Annotated in this window: 15 protein-coding genes; 5 read left to right on the top strand and 10 right to left on the bottom strand. The window is 71.8% G+C overall.

The window, feature by feature from the left end:
• Positions 1 to 8: 8 nt before the first annotated feature.
• The 4 genes from ACQ3I4_RS02245 to ACQ3I4_RS02230 all read right to left on the bottom strand — a co-directional run bounded on the left by ACQ3I4_RS02245 (position 9) and on the right by ACQ3I4_RS02230 (position 4,822).
• Entirely contained in the window at positions 9 to 677 is a 669-nt protein-coding gene (locus tag ACQ3I4_RS02245; RefSeq protein WP_329860090.1) for a lysophospholipid acyltransferase family protein, read from the bottom strand.
• On the bottom strand, positions 678 to 1,403 hold the full coding sequence (locus ACQ3I4_RS02240; protein ID WP_329860115.1) for an HAD hydrolase-like protein: 726 nt from the start codon (positions 1,401 to 1,403) through the stop codon (positions 678 to 680). It lies immediately after the preceding gene.
• A gap of 76 nt (positions 1,404 to 1,479) precedes the next feature.
• Positions 1,480 to 4,353, bottom strand: a complete 2,874-nt coding sequence (uvrA, locus tag ACQ3I4_RS02235; RefSeq protein ID WP_329860114.1) for an excinuclease ABC subunit UvrA — start codon at positions 4,351 to 4,353, stop codon at positions 1,480 to 1,482.
• 94 nt (positions 4,354 to 4,447) lie between these two features.
• On the bottom strand, positions 4,448 to 4,822 hold the full coding sequence (locus tag ACQ3I4_RS02230; RefSeq protein ID WP_329860089.1) for a GntR family transcriptional regulator: 375 nt from the start codon (positions 4,820 to 4,822) through the stop codon (positions 4,448 to 4,450).
• Positions 4,823 to 4,908: 86 nt separating this feature from the next.
• Between ACQ3I4_RS02230 and ACQ3I4_RS02225 the strand changes: the two genes are divergently transcribed.
• Positions 4,909 to 5,589, top strand: coding sequence for an MBL fold metallo-hydrolase (locus tag ACQ3I4_RS02225; protein ID WP_329860087.1), 681 nt, complete (start codon positions 4,909 to 4,911; stop codon positions 5,587 to 5,589).
• 6 nt (positions 5,590 to 5,595) lie between these two features.
• Here ACQ3I4_RS02225 and ACQ3I4_RS02220 read toward each other — a convergent pair whose 3' ends face one another.
• Entirely contained in the window at positions 5,596 to 6,399 is an 804-nt protein-coding gene (locus tag ACQ3I4_RS02220) for a trans-aconitate 2-methyltransferase (protein ID WP_329860086.1), read from the bottom strand.
• 50 nt (positions 6,400 to 6,449) lie between these two features.
• Between ACQ3I4_RS02220 and ACQ3I4_RS02215 the strand changes: the two genes are divergently transcribed.
• Positions 6,450 to 8,984 carry a DEAD/DEAH box helicase gene (locus tag ACQ3I4_RS02215; protein WP_430632718.1) on the top strand — a complete coding sequence of 845 codons (2,535 nt, stop codon included), beginning with the start codon at positions 6,450 to 6,452 and terminating at the stop codon, positions 8,982 to 8,984.
• Positions 8,985 to 8,990: 6 nt separating this feature from the next.
• Here ACQ3I4_RS02215 and ACQ3I4_RS02210 read toward each other — a convergent pair whose 3' ends face one another.
• Together ACQ3I4_RS02210 and ACQ3I4_RS02205 are read right to left on the bottom strand one after the other, a co-directional pair.
• Positions 8,991 to 10,577, bottom strand: coding sequence for an AAA family ATPase (locus tag ACQ3I4_RS02210; protein ID WP_430632717.1), 1,587 nt, complete (start codon positions 10,575 to 10,577; stop codon positions 8,991 to 8,993).
• A gap of 54 nt (positions 10,578 to 10,631) precedes the next feature.
• The gene (locus tag ACQ3I4_RS02205; RefSeq protein WP_329860081.1) at positions 10,632 to 11,531 is read right to left on the bottom strand and encodes a metal-dependent hydrolase; all 900 of its coding nucleotides are present in this window, start codon (positions 11,529 to 11,531) and stop codon (positions 10,632 to 10,634) included.
• Between the two features lie 75 nt (positions 11,532 to 11,606).
• Here ACQ3I4_RS02205 and ACQ3I4_RS02200 point away from each other — a divergent pair, with 75 nt between their 5' ends.
• Positions 11,607 to 12,938, top strand: coding sequence for an alpha/beta fold hydrolase (locus ACQ3I4_RS02200; RefSeq protein WP_329860079.1), 1,332 nt, complete (start codon positions 11,607 to 11,609; stop codon positions 12,936 to 12,938).
• Here ACQ3I4_RS02200 and ACQ3I4_RS02195 read toward each other — a convergent pair.
• The 3 genes from ACQ3I4_RS02195 to uvrB form a co-directional block, all read right to left on the bottom strand.
• Positions 12,901 to 14,262, bottom strand: a complete 1,362-nt coding sequence (locus ACQ3I4_RS02195) for an MFS transporter (protein WP_329860078.1) — start codon at positions 14,260 to 14,262, stop codon at positions 12,901 to 12,903. The two genes, ACQ3I4_RS02200 and ACQ3I4_RS02195, sit on opposite strands and share 38 nt — an antisense overlap.
• Positions 14,263 to 14,336: 74 nt before the next feature.
• On the bottom strand, positions 14,337 to 15,371 hold the full coding sequence (locus ACQ3I4_RS02190; RefSeq protein ID WP_329860077.1) for a TerC family protein: 1,035 nt from the start codon (positions 15,369 to 15,371) through the stop codon (positions 14,337 to 14,339).
• A 216-nt stretch (positions 15,372 to 15,587) separates the two neighbouring features.
• Entirely contained in the window at positions 15,588 to 17,693 is a 2,106-nt protein-coding gene (uvrB, locus tag ACQ3I4_RS02185) for an excinuclease ABC subunit UvrB (RefSeq protein WP_329860075.1), read from the bottom strand.
• Positions 17,694 to 17,881: 188 nt separating this feature from the next.
• Between uvrB and ACQ3I4_RS02180 the strand changes: the two genes are divergently transcribed.
• On the top strand, positions 17,882 to 18,940 hold the full coding sequence (locus ACQ3I4_RS02180) for an AI-2E family transporter (protein WP_329860074.1): 1,059 nt from the start codon (positions 17,882 to 17,884) through the stop codon (positions 18,938 to 18,940).
• A 4-nt stretch (positions 18,941 to 18,944) separates the two neighbouring features.
• On the top strand, positions 18,945 to 20,414 hold the full coding sequence (gene cls / locus ACQ3I4_RS02175) for a cardiolipin synthase (RefSeq protein ID WP_430632716.1): 1,470 nt from the start codon (positions 18,945 to 18,947) through the stop codon (positions 20,412 to 20,414).
• Positions 20,415 to 20,416: the final 2 nt, after the last annotated feature.

Here is a 20,416-nt window from a genome sequence, read left to right as displayed (position 1 = left end):
CCCCTACGCTACTCCGCCGCGGGAGCCTGGTTGTAGCCGTCGCAGCGCTCCTGGCCGGTCAGCGCGGCGATGGCGTCCACGATCCGGTCCGTGGCCTGGCGGCGCGCGGGCAGGGGGTGCTTGGGCCCGGTGTGTTCGAAGCGCAGCGGCTCGCCGACGCTCAGGGTGAAGTGGCGCGGGACGATCCGGTTCTTGTCCGGCGGCTGTAGCCGCTCGGTGCCGATCAGGCCCACGGGGACGACGGGGGCCCCCGTCGACAGGGCCAGCCAGCCGACGCCGGTCCGCCCGCGGTAGAGCCGCCCGTCGCGCGAGCGCGTGCCCTCGGGGTAGATGCCGACCCCGCCGTCGGCGGAGAGGATCTCCACGAGCGAGTCCAGTGCGGCGACGGACGCCGCCTGTTCGCCGCGCTGGACAGGGATGGACCCGACGGACTCGAAGAACGCCTTCATGGCCCGGCCCTTGAGCCCCGGGGTCGTGAAGTACTCGGCCTTGGCGAAGAACGCGACCGGCCGGGGCATGAGCGCCTGGATGATGATGCTGTCGAGGAAGGACAAGTGGTTGGCCGCCACGATGAACGGCCCCTCGGCGGGGATGTGCTCGAGTCCCGTCACGGTCGGGCGGCAGGTGGCGTTGATGACCCCGCGGAAGCCCGCGCGGACGCCGTCGTACACGGCCATCTAGGAGGCACCGCCGTCCGTGCCGGTGGCGCTCCCGGGCGCGCTGCCCGCCCCGGCCCACGGCCCCAGGTCCGCGAGGAGCCCGGCGAGCCCGTCGGTGTCGTCGGCGACGGCGTCGGCTCCGGCCTCCGCGAGCTCGCCGTCCAGGGCGAAGCCCCACGAGACGCCGATGCAGGGGATGCCGTTGGCATGGGCGCCCTCGACGTCGAAGCTCCGGTCCCCCACCATGACGGCGTGCGCGGGATCGGCCCCGAGCGTCTGCAGGGCCGCGGCCACGAGGGGCGCCTTGCCGTGCCCGGCGTGGGATGTCTCCTCGAGGTCCGTCCCGTGGACGGAGTCGACGGCGTCGAGCAGGCCCTGGACCTCGAGCAGGCGCAGGGCGATCGGCTCGGGCTTGGACGTGGCCACGGCCAGCGCCGTCCCCTCGGCGCGGAGACGGGACAGGAGTCCGCGCAGTCCCGGGTAGACGCGGCTCGCCGCCATGCCCCGGGCGGCGTACTCGGCGCGGTAGTCCGCGATGACCTCGGGGAGCAGGGCGTCAGTCATGCCGGGCAGGGCCAGCAGGCTCTCGGCCAGCGGCGGGCCGACCATCGCGTCGAGTCGCTCGCGCCCCGGGTCGGCGATCCCGTTGCGCCTCAGGGCGTGGAGGATGCCGCCGGTGATGGCACCGGCCGGGTCGACGAGCGTGCCGTCGAGGTCGAAGAGCACGGCGCGGGCGGGAATCATCACCGGGTCATTCTGCCATGGATGGGCCCGCGGTCCGGTGGTCCATGCCGGACACGGCATACGACGCCGGTCCCGGCTAGCGTCCGGCGGGGGCCAGGAGCTCGGCCAGGAAGCGCCCCGTGTGGCTGTCCGTGGACCGGGCGACCTTTTCCGGCGTCCCCTCCGCGATGACCATGCCGCCGCCGGAGCCCCCCTCCGGCCCGAGGTCGATGACCCAGTCCGCGCTTTTGATCACGTCGAGGTTGTGCTCGATCGTGATGACCGTGTTCCCCTTCTCCACGAGGCTCTGCAGCACGAGCAGGAGCTTGCGGATGTCCTCGAAGTGCAATCCCGTGGTCGGCTCGTCCAGGACGTAGATGCTCCTTCCATTGGAGCGCTTCTGCAGCTCGGCGGCGAGCTTGACGCGCTGCGCCTCGCCGCCGGAAAGGGTCGTCGCCGGCTGGCCGAGCCGGACGTAGCCCAGGCCGACGTCGACGAGCGTGTTCAGGTGCCGGGCGATCGGAGTGAAGGCGGCGAAGAACTCCGCGGCCTCTTCAATGGGCATGTCGAGGACGTCGGCGATGGTCTTGCCCTTGTAGTGGACCTCGAGCGTCTCGCGGTTGTAGCGGGCGCCGTGGCAGACCTCGCACGGGACGTAGACGTCGGGCAGGAAGTTCATCTCGATCTTCAGCGTGCCGTCACCCGTGCAGGCCTCGCAGCGGCCGCCCTTGACGTTGAACGAGAAGCGTCCCGGCTGGTAGCCGCGCACCTTGGCCTCGTTGGTCTCCGCGAAGAGCTTGCGCACGTGGTCGAACACGCCCGTGTAGGTCGCGGGGTTCGAGCGCGGCGTGCGTCCGATGGGGCTCTGGTCCACGTGGATCACCTTGTCCAGGTGCTCCAGGCCCTCGACGCGCGTGTGCCGCCCCGCGACCTGCTTGGCGCCGTTGAGCTTGTTGGCCATGACCTTGTAGAGGATGTCGTTGACGAGCGTGGACTTCCCCGAGCCGCTCACGCCGGTGACGGCCGTGAGGACGCCGAGCGGGAAGTTCACCTTGACGTCCCGCAGGTTGTTCTCGCGCGCCCCGACGACGGTGATCTGGCGCTTGCGGTCCACCGGGCGGCGGGCCGCTGGCAGCTCGATGGACTTGCGGCCGGAGAGGTAGGCACCCGTGAGCGACTCGCCGTTCTCCAGAAGTCCCGCGAGCGGCCCGGAATGCACGACGTGTCCGCCGTGTTCGCCGGCGCCGGGTCCGATGTCGACGATCCAGTCCGCCTCGTGGATGGTGTCCTCGTCGTGTTCGACGACGATGAGCGTGTTCCCGAGGTCGCGCAGCCGGCTGAGCGTCTCGATGAGGCGGCGGTTGTCCCGCTGGTGCAGGCCGATGGACGGCTCGTCCAGGACGTAGAGGACGCCGACGAGGCCGGAGCCGATCTGCGTAGCGAGGCGGATGCGCTGGGCCTCGCCGCCGGAGAGCGTGCCCGCGGCTCGCTCGAGGTTGAGGTACTCGAGGCCCACGTCGAGCAGGAAGGACAGGCGCGCCTGGATCTCCTTGAGGACCTGTTGCGCGATCTGCCGCTCCCGGCCCGTCAGCTCGAGCCCGTGCAGGAAGTCCGCGCAGTCGCGCAGCGGCATCGCGGCCACCTCGGCGATGGAGCGCCCGTTGATGAGCACGGACAGCGAGGCGGGATTCAGGCGGGCGCCGTTGCACTCGGGGCACGGGATCTGCCGCATGTACTCCTCGTAGCGGTCGCGCGCGTTCTCCGACTCGGTTTCCTGGTGCTTGCGGTGGATGTACTGGACGACGCCCTCGAAGCCCGTACTGTACTTGCGCTCGCGGCCGAAGCGGTTGCGGTACTGCACCACGACCTTGTGGTCCTTGCCGTGCAGCACGGCCGTCCGCACCGAGGCCGGAAGCCTGCCCCACGCCGTGTCCATCGAGAAGCCGAGCTCGTGGGCGAGGCCCTCGAGGAGGCGGTTCCAGTATTCGGTGGTCGCGGTCCCGAGCGACCAGGGGGCGATCGCCCCGTCACGCAGCGACGTCGAGGGATCGGGGACGACGAGCTCCTCATCGACCTCGAGCCGCGTGCCGATGCCGGTGCAGGCGGGGCACGCGCCGAAGGGGTTGTTGAAGGAGAAGGAGCGCGGCTCGATCTCGTCGATCGCGAGCGGGTGCTCGTTGGGGCACGCGAGGTGCTCGGAGAACGCCCGGACACGGGCGTCGTCCTGGGCGTCGAGGTCCACGAAGTCGGCCAGGACGCGGCCCTCGGCCAGGCCCAGCGCGGTCTCCACCGAGTCGGTGAGGCGCTGCCGGATGCCCTCCTTGATCACGAGGCGGTCCACCACGACCTCGATGGTGTGCTTGAACTGCTTGCCGAGCTTCGGCGGGTCGCTGAGCTGGACGGTCTCCCCGTCGACGCGGGCCCTCGAGTAGCCCTTTGCCGCGAGCTCCTTGAACAGGTCGACGAACTCGCCCTTGCGGCCGCGGACGACGGGGGCCAGGACCTGGAAGCGCGTCCCGTCCTCGAGCTCGAGGAGCTGGTCGACGATCTGCTGCGGCGTCTGCCGGGCGACGACCTCGCCGCAGACCGGGCAGTGGGGACGCCCGACGCGCGCCCAGAGCAGGCGCATGTAGTCGTAGATCTCGGTGATGGTGCCCACGGTGGAGCGGGGGTTCTTGCTCGTCGACTTCTGGTCGATGGAGACGGCGGGCGAGAGCCCCTCGATGAAGTCGACGTCGGGCTTGTCCACCTGGCCGAGGAACTGGCGGGCGTAGGCGGAGAGCGACTCGACGTAGCGCCGCTGTCCCTCGGCGAAGATCGTGTCGAAGGCGAGGGAGGACTTCCCGGAACCGGACAGTCCGGTGAACACGATCATCGAGTCGCGCGGCAGGTCCAGGTCGACGTTGCGCAGGTTGTGCTCGCGCGCGCCCTTGACGATCAGCCGCGACTGGTCGGGGCGCGCCGGAAGCAGCTCGCCGTCGAGGGTGGGGTCCTGGAGTTCGGTCTGGGAAGGAATAGCCACGTTCACATGGTAGTCGAAAGTGTCTTCGAAAGCTCGTTCGAACCTAGCGCGCCTCGAAGGCCGCCCGCACGTACGCGAGCGCCCGCTCCGGATCGACGCCCCACTGGCGGGCGAGGGCGGCGAACTCCGCGGCCGCGTCGGCCAGGGGCCCCGCCCCGTCGTCGTCCCCGGCCTGGACGAGGGTGCCGTTGCGCCCCCGGGTCCTCACGACGCCCAGGGCCTCGAGCTCGCGGTAGGAGCGCGCGACCGTGTTCACTGCGACGCCCAGCCGTCCGGCGAGCGCGCGGACCGAGGGAAGCCGGGTTCCGGCGACGAGGCGGCCGTCCCGGACGGCGGCGATGACCTGCTGACGGATCTGCTCGTACGGGTGCGCTCCCCCGGGCTGGAGGTCGACCACGTCGTCGAGGACGTCGTCCATGTCGTGTCCCTTCGTCGGGGGCCCGCGGCGGCCGGGCCCGCATCCAGCGTAGCCGCGCGGGGCGGCGGCGCCGCTACGCTGGGGCCATGAGCGAGAACACCGGTTCCCCGACCCTGCTGCATTCCCTGCGCGACGTCGTCGTCCGCCGCTTGGCGGTCGGCGCGATGGACAACAACTGCTATCTCCTGACGCATCGCCGCACCGGCGCCCAGGTCCTGGTCGACGCCGCCGCCGACGCGCCGGCGCTGCTCGGCCTGCTCCGCGAGGGTGCCGCGGATGCCGAGGGGGACGCGGGCCTGGCACTCATCGTGACGACCCACCGGCACGCCGACCACATCGGGGCGCTGGCCGCGCTCGCGGAGGCCACGGGGGCCCGGCTTGCCGCGGGGAGCGGGGACGCCGAGGCGATCGAGATGGCCACCGGCGTGCGGATCGACGTCCGGCTGGACCACGGAGACGTGGGCCGCTTCGACGGCTTCGAGCTCACGGCCGTCCACCTGCGGGGGCACACTCCCGGCTCCGTCGCCCTCGTCTACGAGGATCCCGCCGGGCCGGCGCACCTCTTCACGGGCGATTCGCTGTTCCCCGGAGGCGTCGGTAACACCCAGCAGGACCCCGAGCGCTTCGCGTCCCTCCTGGCCGATGTCTCGGAACGTCTCTTCGGCGCCTATCCCGACGACTCCCTCGTCCATCCGGGGCACGGCCGCGGCACGACGCTGGGGGCGGAGCGTCCGCACGTGCCGGAATGGGCGGCCCGCGGCTGGTGACGCCTCCTAGCGCTTGCGCCCCGTGAAGAAGATCCGCCGGAACGGGAAGACGGTGTACGTCGTCCCGTCGGGCGCCGTGCGGGGCGGGTAGGCGTCGCGCAGCAGGGCCGCGTACTCGGCCTCGAACTCCTCGGTCTGCCTTGCGTCCAGCCGGGCGAGGACCGGGCGCAGGCCCGTCCCGCGCACCCATTCCAGGACGGGATCGGCCCCGGGCAGCAGCTGCTGGTAGCCCGTCTCCCACACGTCCGCCTCGAAGCCCGCGTCGACGAGGAGCCGTACGTAGTCGGCCGGTTCCCCCACCGGGTCGGCGCGCAGGACGGAGCCGAGCACGGGATCCCAGCGCGGGCTCGACGCGAGGCGGCGCATCAGCGCGTGGGACGGCGCCCCGAAGTTTCCGGGGACCTGGGCGGCGAACCAGGCGCCCGGGCGGAGGGCGTCGAGCCACCGTTCAACGAGCCGGGCGTGGTCCGGGATCCACTGCAGCATGGCGTTGCTGACGAGGACGTCGACGTCCTCGTCCGGAATCCACGAGGCGGCATCGGCGAGCGCGAAGCCCAGCCGGCCCGAGGCGAGGTCGGGGCTGGACGCGTGCCGGGCCAGCGCCTCGCGGATCATCTCCGGCGAGGAGTCCAGCCCCTCGACGCGGGCGCCGGGCCAGCGGGCTGCGAGCGAGGCCGTGAGCGGGCCGGGGCCGCAGCCGAGGTCGACGACGTGCGCCGGCGCCTCGGCCCGCACGCGTGCGGTGAGCTCGTGGAAGGGGCGGTCGCGGTGGTCGGCGAAGCGCTCGTACTGTGCTGGGTCCCAGGTCATGCCTCCAGCGTAGGCGGGGCCGCTCCGCCCGGCAGTAGGCTGGGGAGACCATGACTCTCACCGCGCTGCTGCCCTCCGATCCCCCACGCGGGACGACCCCCGACTCCACCTATGCCGCCTTTGCCTCCTGGGTCTCCGACCGCGGGATCGGCCTGTACCCGGCACAGGACGAGGCCGTCATGGAGCTCGTCCAGGGGCACAACGTCGTCCTCGCGACGCCCACGGGCTCGGGTAAGTCGCTCGTGGCCGTCGCCGCGCACTTCCACTCGCTCGCCCGCGGCGAGGTCAGCTTCTACACGGCCCCCATCAAGGCCCTCGTCTCGGAGAAGTTCTTCGCCCTCTGCGAGATCTTCGGGCCGGAGAACGTCGGGATGGTCACGGGCGACTCCTCGGTCAACGCCGACGCCCCCGTGATCTGCTGCACGGCCGAGATCCTCGCGAACATCGCGCTGCGGGAAGGCGCCGACGCGGACGTCGGAACGGTCGTCATGGACGAGTTCCACTTCTACTCCGACCCCCAGCGCGGCTGGGCGTGGCAGGTGCCGCTCCTCGAGCTGCCGCAGGCCCAGTTCCTGCTCATGTCCGCGACGCTGGGCGACGTCACGCGCTTCGAGGACGAGCTCACCCTGCGCACGGGACGCCCCACCGTCACGGTGGCCCACGCGGAACGCCCGATCCCGCTGCACTACTACTACTCCGAGGACCCCGTCCAGGAGTCCCTGCAGGAACTGCTCTCCACGCGGCAGTCGCCCGTCTACGTCGTGCATTTCAGCCAGCTGGAGGCCATCGAGCGGGCGCAGAACCTCACGAGCATCAACGTCTGCACCCGCGAGGAGAAGGACCGGATCGCCGAGCTCATCGCCGGGTTCCGCTTCAGCGCCGGGTTCGGCAAGACGCTCAACCGGCTCGTGCGGCACGGCATCGGCGTCCACCACGCCGGGATGCTGCCCAAGTACCGGCGCCTCGTCGAGCAGCTGGCCCAGGCGGGCCTGCTCAAGGTCATCTGCGGCACGGATACCCTCGGCGTGGGCATCAACGTGCCGATCCGCACGGTGATGCTCACGGCCCTGTCCAAGTACGACGGAACCCGTACTCGTCCCCTGAATGCCCGCGAGTTCCACCAGATCGCCGGACGGGCCGGGCGCGCCGGGTTCGACACGGCCGGAACGGTCGTGGTCCAGGCCCCCGAGTTCGCGATCGAGAACAAGAAGGCCATGGACAAGGCCGTCGCAAAATTCGGCGACGACCAGCGCAAGCTGCGCCAGGTCGTGAAGAAGAAGCCCCCGCAGGGCTTCGTCTCCTGGAGCGAGAAGACCTTCGACAAGATGGTCGCCTCCACGCCGGAGCCCCTGCAGTCGAGCTTCCAGGTCACGCATTCGATGCTGCTGAACCTGCTCGAGCGGCCCGGCGACTCCTTTGCGGCGGCACGCCGGCTCCTGACGGAGAACCACGAGCCACCCGCACGCCAGCGCGCCCTGCTGCGCCGCGCCCTGGGCATCCTGCGCGAGCTGCTCGCGACCGGCGTCGTCGAGCGCACCCGGGAACCCGACGAGCACGGGAACCGGCTGCGCCTCACGGTCCACCTGCAGCAGAACTTCGCCCTCAACCAGCCGCTCTCCCCGTTCGCGATGGCGAGCCTCGAGCTCCTGGACCGGGACTCGCCGTCGTACGCCCTCGACGTCGTCTCCGTCATCGAGGCGACCCTGGAAAAGCCGCGCCAGGTCCTCGCCGCGCAGGAGAAGAAGGCCCGGGGCGAGGCCGTCGCGGCGATGAAGGCCGACGGCGTGGAATACGAGGCCCGCATGGCCGCCCTCGACGAGGTCTCCTACGCCAAGCCCCTCGAAGAGCTGCTCGAGGCGGCGTTCGAGACCTACCGCCAGGGCGCCCCGTGGCTCGGGGACTTCGAGCTCGCGCCGAAGTCCGTGGTGCGGGACATGTACGAACGCGCGATGTCGTTCGGCGAGTACATCCAGTTCTACTCGCTCGCCCGGTCGGAGGGCATCCTGCTGCGCTACCTCACCGACGCCTACAAGGCGCTGCGCCAGACCGTACCGCAGGACGCGCTGCGCGAGGACCTCGAGGACCTGGTCGCGTGGCTCGGCGAGCTCGTGCGGCAGACCGACTCGAGCCTCCTCGACGAATGGGAGGAGCTCGCCTCCGGTGCAGGGCCCCGCGACGCCTCCGAGGAGATCGTTCCGCCGGTCCCTGAACGGCTCACCTCGAACGAGCGGGCCTTCCGCGTCATGGTGCGCAACGAGATGTTCCGCCGCGTGCAGCTCTTCGCCGACGAGCAGGACCGCGCCCTCGGCGAGCTCGACGGCCAGCACGGCTTCGACGCCGACGCGTGGGCCGACGCGATGGACGCCTACTTCGACGAGCACGAGGACATCGACGACGGTCCCGCCGCCCGGGGGCCGCAGCTGCTCGTCATCACGCCGGAGCCCACGCGGTGGAAGGTCCGCCAGATCTTCAAGGATCCGGCGGGCCACCTCGACTGGGGCATCGACGCGGTGGTCGACCTCGCCGCCTCGGACGAGGCCGGAGCGGCGGTCGTCACCGTGGTCGGCGTCGGGCGGCTCGACTAGCGCGGCTCAGTCCCCGTCGACGGGGCCGGCGGCCGCATCCCGTGCGTCCGGTTCGTCCCAGCCGACGTCGAGCGACGAGGCGTGGGCGCCGGGGCCGAACACCTGCCCGGTGCCGGGCGCCTGGGCGAACCATCCGAACGATCCCTGCGCGGGTCCTGCGACGAAGCCGAAGTCCACGCCCTCGTCGCCTCCCGGACCGGCGTCCGGCGCCGTCCCGGGCGGGACGCCCGATCCGTCGCCGCCGAGCAGGCTGCGGGTCAGCGCGGCGCCGTCGGCCATGAGCTCCTCGACCGCCCCGGCCAGGTGCCGGCCCTCGACCTGCGTCCCGGCGAGCGCCGCGGCGAGCACCGCCCGCCGCACGAGCTCCTTGGCGAACGACGCCGTGGTGCCCTCCGTCCGCCCGGCCGCCGCGTCGAGGACCGCGTCGTCGAGGTCCAGGCCGTCGGCGTAGAGCGCCAGCAGGGCACGGCGCTGCTCCCTCTCCGGCCGCGGGATCTCCACGGCCAGGTCGACCCGGCCAGGTCGCTGCGCGAGCGCCCGCTCCAGCAGGTCGACCCGGTTCGTGGTCAGCACGAATGCGACGTCCGCGTCCGGATCGAGCCCGTCCATGGCCTCGAGGACCTCGAAGAGCAGCGGCTGCGCACCGGGAAGGTGTCCGCGGTCCCCTGCGACGAGGTCGCAGTCCTCCAGCACGACGACGGCGGGCTGCAGCGCACGGGCGAGCCGGGCCGCCTCCGAGACGAGGGCGAGTGAACCGCCCGAGAGCAGCACCGCCGTCGTCCCCCGGGCCCGCCCCAGGAGGTAGCGGACGGTGTGCGTCTTGCCGGTTCCCGGCGGCCCGTAGAGCAGGACCCCGCGCTTGAGGTGCTGCCCGGCCGCGAGCAGGGCCCCACGGTGCGCTCCGAGGTCGACGACGTGGCGTTCGATCCTCTCCAGCACGCCCGCGGGCAGGACGACGTCGGACGCCTCCAGCTCCGGCCGGCGGTGGAAGGTCACGCCGCCCGTCGTCGCCTCGAACTCGTTCGCCGTGAAGGAGACGACGTGGCCCTGGTAGATGCTGTGGCGGCGCAAGTGGCCGCGGACCTCCCCGATGAAGCCGTCGACGGCCCCCGCGTCGGGGCCGATGACCTCGAGGGACGTCGCGCCGCGCCCGAACTGCGGATTGGCCGCCCGGAGCAGGACGGCCAGGGGAACGGCGCCGCGGTGGAACAAGTGCACGCCGAAGGAGACCACGCGCTCCTGCTCGTCGGGCCCGATGGCGACCGAACGGTACTCGGGCTCCGCCAGGGGCAGCTGGAACCCACGGCGTTGCACGAGCATGTCCTGCAGGGCCAGGTGGTGCCGCTCCGGACCGCCGACGCCGATCAGCCGGGCTCCACCGCCGCAGAGGACGCCCAGGGCGCGGGCCACGTCGGCGAGGCGGTGCGCGGGATGCTCCTCGGTGACCACCGGCAGGGCGGAGGCGTCTGCGCCGAGGTGCTTGTCGAGGGCGTCGCCCAGCTGCGGGCCGGTGTGCTCCGCCTGACGGGCCGCGTGGGCGGCGTCGGACAGCTCGGCGAAGTGGCGCAGGAAGTCGTCCAATGGGGTCCCCATGGCTGGACTCTAGCAGCCACCCGGCGGTGGGGCCGGGCCCGGGCCGGCCCGGGTTCAGCGCGGGAGCGGAACGGGGAGCCCGGCGAGCGCGGCGGGGCCGAGCAGCAGCGCCGCCGCCGAGGCGCCCGTCCCCGCGAGTGCGTAGGCGGCGACCGGGACGGCGAGCATCCACTCGCGCCGGGATCCCGTGCTGCCCAGCAACGGCACGGCCAGGTTGCCGTTGGGCCGCCAGAGGCGGCCCAGCAGCGGCACGCGGGACACGGCCCGCGGTCGGCGCAGGCGCAGCGGCCAGAGGATGTTGCAGCCGCCGGTCGTCAGGAGGTCGCCCGCCACGTGCGCCGCGGCGCCGAGCACGACGGCGGCGACGAACCACCGCTGGTCCTCCGGTCCCGCGAGCCCCACGAAGGCCCCGGCGGCGACCCCGAGCACCCACGGTGTGCGCCGCATCGTATCGGGGATGAAGCGCAGGGCCTTCGCCGCGAGGGAGACGAGCAGCACGGCGGCGAGCCCGGCCCCCGGGTAGACGGTCCCGAGGTCCACGCCCCCGACCCGCCCGGCCTCCCAGGCCCAGAGGCCCGTGAGCCAGGCCAGGACGGCGAGCACCACGAGTCCGACCGCCGAGTGGGTGCCCTGCCGGTGTCCTCCGGCGACGCGGCCGAGGCGCGCGCACAGCCAGCGGGACACGGGAGGAAGGGCCTGGGCGATCGAGGCGTGGCGGTGGTCGGCGTCGGGCAGCAGGGCCGCCCCCGCGCAGACGAGCAGCCCGGCGAGGAAGCCGGCGGGCTCCGCGGCGATGAGTCCCAGCCCCACCGTGATCGTCTCCGGCAGCCGGGCCCCCGTGACGGCCTGCCACGGGGCGTCGAGCCACGCGGCGGAGCCCAGGGGGATCTCGACCCGGCTCGCGACGGCGGTCCACGCGGCCGCCCCGCAGACGGCGTGGTTGCCTCCCATCATGGCGGCGCTCCTCCCCCGTGGCACGGTGTCCGGCGCCGGGGATCCGGCGGCCTTCCACCCTATACGCTGGGTTTCATGAGCCAGCGCACCACGCCCCACCGGATCGCCGCAGTCCACGAGTTCCGCGGGATGCGGACCACCGAGCACTACTTCGAGGTCCCGCTGGACCACGACGATCCGGACGGTGGGCAGCTGACGCTCTTCGCCCGCGAGGTCTCCTCGACGGAACACGCGGATCCCGGGCGGCTGCCGTGGCTGCTCTTCCTCCAGGGTGGTCCGGGCGGCAAGGGGCCCCGGGTCTCGACGCTCGGCGGCTGGCTCGAGGAGGCCTGCAAGGAGTTCAGGGTCCTGCTGCTGGACCAGCGCGGCACGGGACTCAGCTCCCCCGCAACGCGGCAGACGCTGCCCCTGCGCGGGGATCCCGCCGCGCAGGCGGCCTACCTGGCGCGCTTCCGGGCCGACGCGATCGTGCGCGACGCCGAGCTGCTGCGCGGCCTGCTCGCCGACGGGCCGTGGACGACGTTCGGGCAGAGCTATGGCGGCTTCTGCACCCTCAGCTACCTGTCCCTGGCGCCGGGGGGCCTCGCCGGCTGCCTCGTCGCGGGCGGGCTGCCGCCCCTGGCCGGCGGCCCGGACCTCGTCTACCGGGCCACCTACGCGCGCATGTCCGCCCGCAACGCCGAGTACTTCGCGGCCTATCCGGAGGACCGGGCGATGCTGGACCGGATCCTCGCGCACGTCGACCGGGTCGAGGAGCAGCTGCCGGACGGGCGCCCGGTGCGGAGGCACACCGTGCAGATGCTGGGGCAGTTCCTCGGCGGCAACACGCGCGTCGACCAGCTCCACCACGTGCTCGAGGGAGCCCTCGTGCGCACGCGCGGCGGGGAATCGCTCTCCGACGCGTTCCTCGAGGCGCTGCAGGGGCAGGCCTCGCGCTACTCCAACCCCCTCTACGCGCTGATGCACGAGTCGATCTACGGCCAGGGCGGGCCGACGGCGTGGTCTGCCGCCCGAGTGCTGGAGGAGTTCCCCGACTTCGCGCCGGACGCAGCGAGCCCGCTCTTGACCGGCGAGATGGTCTACCCCTGGTACTTCGAGGAGGATCCGGCGTTGCGCCCGCTCGAGCAGGTCGCCGCCCTCCTGGCCGGCCACGGGGACTGGCCGGCGCTCTACGACCCCGAGCGCCTCGCCCGGAACACGGTGCCCGTCGCGGCCGTGGTCTACGCGGACGACGTCTACGTCGACCGTGAGCTGAGCCTGGAGACGGCGGCGGCCGTGCGCGGCCTGCGCGTCTGGGAGACGGACGAGTTCCACCACGACGGGATCGCGGACGACGGCGCGGCGGTGTTCTCCCGCCTGCTCGGCATGATCAGGCCGCAGGAACCCGCCGGGGACGCCCCGTCCTGAGGGACGCCGCGCACCAGAGCGCGACGCCGGCCGCGACGGCGAGGGCGGCGAGGTTCAGTCCCGTGAACCCCACCCAGGCGAGGACGACGCCGGATCCGGCGGCTCCCAGCGCGCCCGCCGCGCCCATGAGCGTGTCCGAGAGCCCCTGGACCAGGACCCGGCGTCGTCCGTCCACGCTTTCGGCGAGGAACGCGGACGCGGCGACGACCGCCATCGACCACCCCAGCCCCAGGAGCACGAGCCCCGCGGCGACCGCCAGGTGGCTCTCCCGTCCGAGCCCGGCCGTCACGAGCGCCGCGGCCAGCACGCACTGGGCCGCGAGCATCGTCCGACGGCGCCCGAGCCGGTCCGCCATCCACCCCATGACCGGGGACAAGGCATACATGCCCGCGATGTGCAGCGAAATCGTGAAGCCGATCAGGACCAGCGTGTCCGGGGAGGCAGCGTGGCCGGCATGCCCGGCGGGTTCCGCGAGTTCCCTGAGGTGCACGGGCGTCATCGCCATGACGGACACCATGACGAGGTGGGCGCCGACGACCGTGGCGATGCCGAGCCGCGCCGCGGGCGAGTCCCGGACGGCGCGGACCCCGTCGCGCAGCGAGGGCCGGCCCGGTGCCGCCGCGGGGAAGGCGGGAACGCCCTCCGGGCCCCCTGCCGCGGATCCCCCGCGACCGGCGTCGGCCGGGATCTCCGCTCCGAACGCGAGCGGGTCGGGGCGGAGGCCGATCTGGAGGACGACGGCGGCGGCCAGCAGCCCTGCGAGCGAGAACAGGAAGGGCCCGCTGAGCGGAGGCAGTCCGAGCGAGGCGCCCCACGCGCTGCCCGGTCCGATGAGGTTGGGCCCGGCGACCGCCCCGACGGTGATCGACCAGACGACGAGGCCCACGTCGCGGCCCCGCGTCGCGTCGTCGGCGAGGTCGGTCGCCGCGAACCTCGCCTGGAGGTTCGCCGCGGCACCGACGCCGAGCAGGAGGGAGCCCGCCAGCAGGGCGGCGAAGCTGCCGAGGAGCGGAGCGGCCGCCATGGCCACGGCGCCGGCCGCGGCGAGCAGCAGGCCGGCCGACAGCGCCGTCCTGCGTCCGCGGCGCGCGGCGAGGCCGGCGAGCGGCAGGGCGGCGAGCGCGCCGGCCACGGAGATGGCCGTCGTGCTGGCCCCCGCGAAGGCGTTGCTGCCGGTCAGCTCGACCGCCATGAGGGATCCGATCGCGAGCCCCGCGCCGTTGCCGATCCCGCTGAAGAGCTGCGCCGCGGCGAGCGTGGCGACCACCCGCCGCTGCACGGCCTGACGCCGGGCGCCGGGCGCCGTCGTTGCGTGTTCTGCCACCCGCCCAGCGTAGCAATGGCCCCCGCGGAGGCGGGGGCCATGGCCGGTGGGAGGGCGCGGCGCGCGCCGGGCGCCTACTCGGCGTCGCTGCGGACGCTCTCGATGTCCTTCTGCAGCCGGGCGTCCATCGCGGCGCGGCGGCCCGCCGGGCTCACGAGCGAGGCCACGGTCGCGACGACGATCGTCCCGAGGATCACGCCGAGGGACAGCGGGGTGCCGATGACGGGGACCCACTCGATGTGCTGGCCGCCGTTGATGAACGGGAGCTCGTTCTCGTGCATCGCGTGGAAGATGAGCTTGACGCCGATGAAGGCCAGGATGACCGAGAGTCCGTGCTTGAGGTACACGAGGCGGTCCATGAGTCCGCCGAGCAGGAAGTAGAGCTGGCGCAGGCCCATGAGCGCGAAGATGTTCGCGGTGAAGACGATGAAGGCGCTCTGGGTCAGGCCGAAGATGGCCGGGATGGAGTCGACCGCGAAGAGCAGGTCGGTCATGCCGATCGTGATGAAGACGAGGACCATGGGCGTGAACACGCGGCGGCCGTCGACGGTCGTGCGCAGCTTGTTGCCGTCGTAGTGCTCGCTCACCGGGAGCTTCCTGGTCAGGCGCGCGATCAGGCCGGACTCCGAGCCCTCCTCCTCGTCCTCGCCCGAATCGGTGGCCTGCTTCCAGGCGGTCCACAGCAGGAAGACGCCGAAGAGGTAGAAGACCCAGCTGAAGTGCTCGATCACGGTCGCGCCGACCATGATGAAGATGCCGCGGAGGATCAGCGCGATGATGATGCCGAACATCAGCACCTCCTGCTGGTACTTCCGGGGCACGGAGAAGCGGGCCATGATGATGATGAAGACGAACAGGTTGTCGACGCTGAGGCTGTATTCGGTGACCCAGCCGGCCACGAATTCCTGGCCGTAGTCCGGGCCGGCCTGCCAGAACAGCAGGCCCGCGAAGCACAAGGCGAGGGTGACGTAGAAGCCGACCCACAGGCCGGCCTCCTTCATGGAGGGCTCGTGGGGGCGCTTGACGACGTAGAGCAGGTCGAAAAGCAGGATGAGGCCCAGGACGGCGAACGAGATCGCCTGGAACTGGACGGAAAGCTGGTCTGACACGGACGGCCTTTCGACGGCGCGCTGGCGCCGGTAGAGGGTACGGATGTGGGCCGCAAGTCTCTCCGCCGCCCGGTCCACCGGGTCCGGCCACTGTGCCCGGCGGGTCGTCGTCGACCCGCGTGCTGACGTCCACAGTGTTCGGGATACTCCCCTACGCTCGGATCAGTGTAGCCGAAGCGGGCCCGCCGGCACGCCGGCGGGCGTCACACGACGCGGCTAGGCGTGGCCGGCCTTCTGCATCTGCCGCAGCTCCTTCTTGAGTTCCCCGACCTCGTCGCGCAGCCGGGCCGCGAGCTCGAACTGGAGCTCGGCGGCCGCCCCGTGCATCTGCTCCGTGAGCTGGGTGATGAGGTCCACGAGGTCCTCGGCCGGGACGGCCGCGAGCCCGTCGCGGCGCACCACGGACTCGGCCTTGGCGGTCTGGCTCCCGCTCGTGCGCCGGGCGCCCTTGGCCAGCCGCTGGTTGTTCAGGAGCTCCTGCGTGTCCGCGTCCTCGCGGGCCAGCTGGTCCGTGATGTCGGCGATCTTCTTGCGCAGCGGCTGCGGGTCGATCCCGCGCTCGGCGTTGTAGGCCTGCTGGATGGCCCGGCGCCGGTTCGTCTCGTCGATCGCGGTGGCCATCGAGTCGGTGATCCGGTCCGCGTACATGTGCACCTGCCCGGAGACGTTGCGGGCCGCGCGCCCGATGGTCTGGATGAGCGAGGTCCCGGAGCGCAGGAAGCCCTCCTTGTCCGCGTCGAGGATCGCCACGAGCGAGACCTCCGGCAGGTCCAGCCCCTCGCGCAGGAGGTTGATGCCGACGAGGACGTCGAACGTCCCGAGGCGCAGCTCGCGCAGGAGCTCGACGCGGCGCAGGGTGTCGACGTCGGAGTGCAGGTACTCGACCTTGACGCCGTGCTCGGTGAGGTAGCCCGTCAGGTCCTCCGCCATGCGCTTGGTCAGCGTCGTGACGAGGACGCGCTCGTCGCGCTCCACGCGTACCCGGATCTCGTCGAGCAGGTCGTCGATCTGTCCCTTCGTCGGCTTGACCACGATCTCCGGGTCGACCAGGCCGGTGGGGCGGATGATCTGCTGCACGACGCCGTCGGATTTGCCGAGCTCGTACTTGCCCGGCGTCGCGGAAAGGTAGACGGTCTGGCCGATGCGCTCGAGGAACTCGTCCCACTTGAGCGGCCGGTTGTCCATGGCCGAGGGGAGCCGGAAGCCGTGCTCGACGAGCGTGCGCTTGCGCGACATGTCGCCCTCGTACATCGCGCCGATCTGCGGGATCGTGACGTGGGACTCGTCGACGACGAGCATGAAGTCGTCCGGGAAGTAGTCCAGGAGGCAGTGCGGCGCCGTGCCGGCGCCGCGGCCGTCGATGTGGCGCGAGTAGTTCTCGATGCCGTTGCAGAAGCCCATCTGCTGCATCATCTCGAGGTCGTAGGTGGTGCGCATGCGCAGCCGCTGGGCCTCGACGAGCTTGTTCTGCCCCTCGAGCTCGTTCAACCGCCCGCGCAGCTCGTCCTCGATGTCGGTGATGGCCCGGTTCATCCGCTCCGGCCCGGCGACGTAGTGGCTCGCGGGGAAGACGTACATCTCCTCCTCCTCGCGGATCACGTCCCCGGTCAGGGGGTGCAGCGTGTGGATCTGCTCGATCTCGTCCCCGAAGAACTCGATCCGCAGCGCCTGCTCCTCGTACATCGGGATGATCTCCACCGTGTCCCCGCGCACGCGGAACGTCCCGCGGTGGAAGTCGGTGTCGTTGCGGGCGTACTGCATCGAGACGAACTTCCGCAGCAGCTCGTCCCGGTTCAGCTCCATCCCCTTGCGCAGCGTCACCATGCCGGCGACGTATTCCTCCGGCGTGCCGAGCCCGTAGATGCAGGACACGGTCGCGACCACGACGACGTCGCGGCGCGTCAGCAGCGCGTTGGTGGCCGAGTGCCGCAGCCGTTCGACCTCCTCGTTGATGGAGGAGTCCTTCTCGATGAAGGTGTCCGTCTGCGGGACGTAGGCCTCCGGCTGGTAGTAGTCGTAGTAGGAGACGAAGTACTCGACCGCGTTGTTGGGCAGCAGCTCGCGGAACTCGTTCGCCAGCTGCGCGGCCAGGGTCTTGTTCTGCACCATGACGAGCGTCGGCCGCTGGACCTGTTCGATCAGCCAGGCCGTCGTGGCCGACTTGCCCGTTCCGGTCGCACCCAGCAGCACGACGTCCTTCTCGCCGCCGTTGATCCGCTCGGCCAGCTCGCGGATCGCCTGCGGCTGGTCGCCGGCGGGCTGGTAGTCGCTGATGACCTCGAAGGGGGCGACGACGCGGTTGATCTGCTGGGCCAGGCTCATGGATCTAGGCTACGCCCCCGCCGCTTCGAACGCATCTTCGATCATGGCACGGGTCGCCCACCGGGCCCCGTGCGGACCGTCCGGGCGGACGACGGCGGGGCGCCGCCGTCGTGCCCCTGCCGCCCCGGGCGCAACCCGACCTAGACTGGCGTCAACCGGCCGCTGCGCCGGACGAGGGAGGCGGCGCCATGAAGTTCCTTGAAACGAGCGGACGGGGCGGCCCGTACCGGCTCGGGTTCGTCGCGACGCTGGGCGTCCTGACCGCGCTGGCCCTCGGCGCCGCCGTGATCACGCTGAAGTTCGCCCTGACGCTGATCTTCGTCGCGTTCTTCGTCTCGCTCGGCCTCGACCCGCTCGTGCGCTGGCTCGAGCGCCGCAAGCTCTCCCGCACCGGGGCGGTGCTGGCCGTGATGCTCGGGTTCGTCCTCATCGTGGCACTGCTGCTGCGCATCGTGGTGCCGATCCTCGTGGAGCAGGGGACCTCGCTCATCGCGCTCCTCCCCCAGGGCTTCGGGGCGATCGCGGGGCAGGCCTGGTTCGTGGAACTCAACGCCGGGCTCGGCGACGCCTTGACGCCGCTGCTCGAATGGCTCGAACGCGCCTCGACGGACCCGGAGGTCTGGCTCGCCATCGGCGGCGGCGCGCTGCAGGTCGGCATCAACGTGGTCAACGCCGGATTCGCGGTCCTGTTCGTGGTGGTGCTGACACTGTACTTCGTCGCCGGCATGGAGTCGATCAAGTCCAGCTTCTACGCCCTCGTCCCGGCCTCGCGGCGCGAGGAGGTCGCCGAGATCTCCGAGACCATCGCGGAATCTGTGGGCAAGTACCTCAGCGGAATGGCCGTGCTGGCGGCCCTGAACGCCGTCTTCACCTTCACCCTCCTGAGCATCGTCGGCGTCCGCTATGCCGCCGTCCTCGCCGTCCTCGCCTTTCCCATCACGCTCATCCCGCTCGTCGGCAGCGTCATCAGCACGACGCTCATCACGATCGTCTCGCTCTTCACCTCGCCGGGGGCCGCGCTCGTCGTGCTCCTCGTGATGCTCGTGTACATGCAGGTCGAGGCCTACGTCCTGACGCCGCGGATCGTCGGCAAGGCCATCAGCATCCCCGGCTCCCTCGTCCTGATCGGCGCCATGGTCGGCGGGACGCTGCTCGGGCTGCTCGGCGCCCTCATCGCGTGCCCGACGACGGCCTCGATCCTGCTGATCCTGAAGAAGGTCGTCATCCCGGCCCAGAACGCGAGGTAGGGCCGTGGCCGAGTGGTGGGACACCGTCGACCTCCTCGCGCTGCTGGCGCTTGTGCTGCACCTGCTGCTGGGCAGCGCCGCCGCCGTCTACGTCTCGGCCAACCGCCGCCCCTCCGCGGCGATCGCCTGGGTCATGGCCATCATCTTCATCCCGTTCCTCGGGACCCTCGCCTACGGCCTCGTCGGCCGCAACACCCTCCCCCGGCACCGTCGCGAGAAGCAGGAAGAGGTCAACGCCCTGGTCCTCGAACGAACCGAGGGCCTGTCACTGGCCAGCCACCGCGACGAATGGCCCGCCTGGCTCGGTTCGGCCGCGGCACTGAGCCTGAACCTGGGCGCCCTGCCCATGGTCGGCGGCAACCGGGCCGTGCTCCTGGACGACTACGAGGCCGTGTTCGCCGCGGTCGCCCGGGACGTCGACGGCGCCCGCACGCAGGTCCACGTCGAGTTCTACATCCTGGTCCGCGACGGCTCCACGCAGGTGCTCTTCGACGCCCTCGCCCGGGCCGCCGCGCGCGGCGTGGCCGTACGCGTGCTGTCCGACCACCTCGCGGGCCTGATGTACCCCGGCCGGCGGGACACCGAGGAGTTCCTGCGCGCCGCGGGCATCCAGTGGCATCCCATGCTGCCGTTCAGGCCGCTGAGGGGCGATTGGCAGCGGCCCGACCTGCGCAACCACCGCAAGCTCGTCGTCGTGGACGGGCGGATCGGGTACACGGGCTCGCAGAACGCGATCGACGCCGGGTACCACAAGAAGCCGGCCCGCGACGGAGGCCGTTTGTCGTGGCACGAGCTCATGGTGCGGCTCGAGGGTCCCGTGGTCCGCGAGCTCGACGCCGTGTTCGTCACCGATTGGTACAGCGAGACCGGCACGCTCCTGCCCCTCGACACGAGCCCCGTGGTCCTCTCCGGCGAGGCCGCCGACCTGGACGCGCAGATCCTGCCGAGCGGGCCGTCGTTCCCGCAGGAGAACAACCTCAAGCTCTACGCCCTGCTGATCCACCAGGCACGGCACCGGGTCGGCATCACGAGCCCCTACTTCGTCCCCGAGGAGTCGATCCTGCTGGCCATCCTGACGGCCGCGGCCCGGGGCGTCGAGGTGGAGCTCTTCGTCTCGGAGATCGGCGACCAGGCCCTGGTGCACCACGCCCAGCGTTCGTACTACGAGGCGCTGTTGCGGGCCGGCGTGAGGATCCACCTCTACCGCGCCCCGCAGGTCCTCCACGCCAAGCACTTCACGATCGACGACGACGTGGCCGTGATCGGCTCGAGCAACATGGACATCCGGTCCTTCAGCCTCAACATGGAGGTCTCGGTCATGCTCCACGGGCGGGGACTCGTGGACGATGTCCGGCGGATCCAGGACGGCTATCGCGCGGCGAGCCGGGAGCTCGTGCTCGGGGACTGGCTCCAACGCCCGCTGGGCCAGAAGGTCCGCGACAACCTCGCGCGCCTGACGTCCTCGCTCCAGTAGCC

This window comes from Zafaria sp. Z1313 (assembly GCF_050563205.1).
Taxonomy (GTDB): Bacteria; Actinomycetota; Actinomycetes; order Actinomycetales; family Micrococcaceae; genus JAZDCJ01.
This window is presented reverse-complemented; position numbering and strand designations above follow the sequence as displayed.